The sequence below is a fragment of the Acidovorax sp. SUPP3334 genome (assembly GCF_030159055.1).
GTDB lineage: Bacteria > Pseudomonadota > Gammaproteobacteria > Burkholderiales > Burkholderiaceae_C > Paracidovorax.
In genome coordinates, this window is the sequence record NZ_BQXQ01000085.1 from 1 (window position 1) to 3,854 (window position 3,854).

General features: G+C 57.4%; 3 protein-coding genes. All 3 read left to right on the forward strand.

The features are described 5' to 3' along the window. Positions 1–132: 132 nt before the first annotated feature. Positions 133–2,784, forward strand: coding sequence for an RHS repeat-associated core domain-containing protein (locus AVHM3334_RS23330; RefSeq protein WP_284415826.1), 2,652 nt, complete (start codon positions 133–135; stop codon positions 2,782–2,784). Next, a complete protein-coding gene (locus AVHM3334_RS23335) occupies positions 2,781–3,275 on the forward strand; it encodes an ankyrin repeat domain-containing protein (protein ID WP_284415827.1) in 495 nt (164 codons plus the stop codon). Before AVHM3334_RS23330 ends, AVHM3334_RS23335 begins: the two co-directional genes overlap by 4 nt. 312 nt (positions 3,276–3,587) lie before the next feature. Then, positions 3,588–3,779: a hypothetical protein gene (locus AVHM3334_RS23340; RefSeq protein ID WP_284415828.1), complete on the forward strand. Its 192-nt coding sequence runs from the start codon at positions 3,588–3,590 to the stop codon at positions 3,777–3,779. Positions 3,780–3,854: the final 75 nt, after the last annotated feature.

A 3,854-nucleotide genomic window follows, 5' to 3' on the forward strand; every position in this document is an offset into this window, starting at 1 on the left:
CTTCCAATGTCAATCTGGCATTCTTATGGCTGTTCATCCGGTGGGATCCCTCTGTGACTCTGAAGCGTGTTAACTCCAGTTTCCCAGACCCATTCGGGTGAACAACCTATTGAGACATCACACCTAGACCTCGTGACCACGCTGCGCGATGCATTGGGCTTTGAGTGGCAGCGAGCCTATGACAGCCACGGCAATCTGGTGCAGATGACCGATCCGCTCGGGCAGTCCACGGCCTACCAGTACGACGGCCTGGGGCGGCCGGTGGAGGTGACCGATGCCAAGGGCGGCACCAAGCAATTGCACTGGGATGCCGCTGGCAATCTCACTGCCTACACCGATTGCTCGGGCCGCACCACGCGCTTTGCGTATGACGCGCTGGGGCAACTGGTGCAGCGCACCGATGCGCTGGGGCAGGCCACGCGCTACACCTACGACAGCGCGGGCCGGCTCGTCCATGTGGCCGAGCCCGGCACGGACAGCGCCACCGCCTTGCACCAGTACACCTGGAACGGCGAAGGCCACCTGCTGGCCTATGCCGATCCGCTGGGCGCCACGACGCGCTACACCTACGACGGCGTGGGCCGGCCCCTGACCCGCACCGATGCGGCCGGACGCACCCTCGCCTACCACTACGACCGCGCCGGCCGCCTGATCGCCCTCGATAACGAGAACCGCGCGCAGACCACCTTCCGCTACAACCTGCGCGACCAGCTCACCGACGAGATCGGCTTCGACGGTCGCTGGCAGCGCTACGTGTACAACGCGGCGAGCGAATTGACCCACCTGATCGAAGCGGGCGGCAGCGATGCCGGGCCGGGCAAAGTGACGCACCTCGAGCGCGATGCGCTGGGGCGGCTGCTGGCCAAGCGCACCCAGGGACACGAAGGCCCGCCCGAGGAAACCGCCTACCGCTACGACGCCCTGGGCCGGCTGACGCAGGCGAACAATGGCGCCGCCCATCTGGCATTCGCCTACGACCCCGTGGGGCAGCTCCTCAGCGAGACGCAGACGCTCATCGGTCAGGGTGGCCCTGGCCTGCCGGCGCGGCTGGGCCGCGCTGCGGTATCGCCTCAAGGATTGCAACGCTCGCTCGTTCACAACTACGACCCGCTGGGCAACCGCACGCAGACGCTGCTGCCCGATGGGCGCATGCTGAACTGGCTGTTCTACGGCGCCGGCCATCTGCACCAGATCAACATCGCCCAGCCAGGACAGGATGGCGCGCACGAGGTCATCGCCGACATGGAGCGCGATGCACTGCACCGCGAGGTCGAGCGCAGCCAGGGAGCCGCATCCAGCCGCTACGAGTACGACCCGGCCGGGCGGCTGGTGCATCACCGCGCCGGCCATCGCGCCAGCGGCAATGTGGCCAACGGCCGGGCCGCGCAGCCCGTGCTGGAGCGGGCTTACGCCTACGACCTCTCGGGCCAACTGGTGGCACGCGGCGACACCCTGCGCGGGCGCCAGGACTTCCGCTACGACCCCACGGGCCGCATCCTGGCTGCACTACCCGGCACCGGCAGCCACCAGCCGCGGGAGTTGTTCGCCTTCGATCCCGCAGGCAATCTGCTGGATGGCAGCGAGGCGCAGGTCGGGCGGCACCACAGCAGCGAAGCCAGGACCGGCCTGGGCGTGGTCGGGGACAACCGCCTTCGCTTCTATCAGGACATGCACTTCGAATACGACGTGCATGGCAATGTGACCAAGCGCACGCGGGGCAACCAAAAAGGCGGCAACGCCAGCATCACGATGCTGCGATGGAACGCGAACCATCAATTGGTCGAAGCCACCACCGAACGCCATGGCGTGACGCAAACCACGCGCTATGCCTATGACGCGCTGGGGCGGCGGGTGTCCAAGGCAGACTCGTTCGGTGCCACGCACTTCCTGTGGGATGGCGATCTGATGGTCCATAGCCAACGGGGCGGCAAAGACAGCCTGTTCGTTTATGAGCCCGGCAGCTTCGTGCCGCTGGCGACTTTGCAAGGCACGCAGGACGACCGGCAGACGTATTGGTATCAATGCGACCAGATCGGCGCGCCGCTGGAGTTGACGGATGCCCAGGGGCGCATCGCCTGGGCGGCGGATTACAAGGTCTGGGGAGAGGCTACGCTGCGGACCGTGGCGAGGACGGGCACCGATGACGGCCCTACCCGCCGCCGCATGGGCAACGGGCCGGGGATGGACTGGAGCGACGGTGCCAGCGCACGTTCATCTGCACCGCCCACAATCGAGCAACCCTTCCGATTCCAGGGGCAGCAGTTCGATGAGGAGACCGGGCTCCATTACAACCGATTCCGGTATTACGATCCGGCCGTGGGCAGGTTTGCTAGCCAAGATCCGATTGGACTATTAGGAGGAATAAATCTATTTCGTTTCGCTCCAAATCCTATTCAATTTTATGATCCTTTTGGACTTCATTGGACGTCACAAGAAAGAAGAACCAACGGACAGTTTGGAAACAAACCAGAATGCCCCTGTGATAAAAACAAGAAGTGCGACACACTACATCGTCCGTATATTAGAGCAGATGTTAGAGCTACAGTCGAAATGAAAGCACGAAAAAATGCAGCAGGTGAATTCTTAGACGCAAACGAATTTACTCCGATTAAAGGAGCATATCATTTAGGACACAAGCCCGGCCACGAGTTTTGGAGAGAAAAGCTTGCTGCAGAAAAGAAATGCATGACCCAAGCAAAATTTAATGACTACATGAATAATGCACAATTCTATCAAATCGAAGATCCAAAACTCAATATGAGTCACAAACACGAAATGCCATGAAAAAAGATAACTCAACACACCCAGAAATGCTGAATGCATTTGTCGATGACGATTTCAAAAAAATGAAATCACTCATTTCAGCAGGGCTAGCAAATGTAAACGATTGCGACCCCCGAAGAAAATCATTCACAACCCCCCTTATGCGTTGCGCAATTAATGATGACAATCATGAAATGCTCAAATGGCTCTTAGAAAATGGTGCCGATGTTAATAAAAAAGATGGTGCCGGCTGGACAGCCCTCCATTTCGCTTGCGAATATAAAAGCATCGAATCCATTAAGTCCCTGATTCAAGGCGGAGCAGATGTCAACTCAAAAAATAATCTTGGAGCAACTCCGCTGTTAAGACTTTTTGCGGACTTCAACGAAAAGAATAAAGATGCTTTTCTCATCATGACGAAGGCAGGCGCCGACCCAAAGATTAAAAATAACTCGGGTGTTTCAGCATTTGATATAGCCGACGACGAAATACATGGGTATTTGAACAATTAATCTCAAAAAGAGTGGATTCAAAACTGAGGTGAAATACCTAAAGCTGTTTTTTGCGAGAAAAATCCCAATCTGAAATGCAAAACTGACCGGCTATCCGTTATTTACACGCATGAGGGTGGAAATGCCTGTGCACTGAGAAATCTTCACGCCGGCATCCATCACGCCGTACAAATTGCAACAATTTTTCGGAATCTTTGACATCCTCTAAAAACCCACGCCCTTAAAATTTCGTTGGGATTTTCTCAATAAAATTAGGGAGGTTACATGGAGAGAATTAGTCCGAGGTCACATGCCATTTCGCGCCGTGTTGCGATGGCGCTCTGTCTTGCAAATACAGGATTACCCTTTGCAGCCGATGCGAAGGAAGAGTTCCCGAACAAGCCGGTTCGTTTGATTTCACCGTTTCCGCCCGGTGGCTCCACCGATATTCTGGCCCGCCTGCTTTCCAAACATATGGGAACCTCTCAAAACCCAGCCGGTCACTTGTTGACCAAGACCAGCTAACCCATTCCTTGCCATGATCACACCCCGTAGCGCCCTGAAGTTCGACCTGTTCGCGCAGGCTTCGCGCCAGCACAA

What these genes read in the sequence shown, in the direction of transcription:
- AVHM3334_RS23335 (WP_284415827.1), top strand. Translation starts at nt 2,781, where the DNA reads ATGAAAAAAGATAACTCAACACACCCAGAAATGCTGAATGCATTTGTC.
- AVHM3334_RS23340 (WP_284415828.1), top strand. Translation starts at nt 3,588, where the DNA reads ATGGCGCTCTGTCTTGCAAATACAGGATTACCCTTTGCAGCCGATGCG.